Genomic DNA, 281 nt, shown 5'->3' on the forward strand with positions numbered 1-281 from the left:
GGACGTGGCCGGTCGAGGGCACCCCAACCGCGATCAGCGACACGCCGCGCGCCAGCCCACCGACGACGATCAGGCCGCCGAGCAGGCGAAAGCGCGCCCCCTTCGTTTCGACGGCGGGCACGCAGGACAGGAAGCCGAGCCCGGTCGCGAAGAAGATGCCGGAAATGTAGCGGAAATGGCTGTCGAGATCGCGTGGAGCGTCGGTCAGGTGGCCGAACGGCGCGGGGCCGTGAACGATGCCCTGTCCGCCGACGACCAGCGGCAGCAGGCAGGCGATCTGG

1 protein-coding gene is annotated in these 281 nt (G+C 70.5%); it reads right to left on the reverse strand.

Annotation, left to right across the window (positions count from 1 at the left end):
- Positions 1-281, reverse strand: a 281-nt coding sequence (locus AC0IYH_RS31085) for a DUF4345 domain-containing protein (RefSeq protein ID WP_471838039.1), incomplete at both ends; no start/stop codon positions are given.

The sequence above is a fragment of the Pseudomonas sp. AC463 genome (assembly GCF_979253585.1).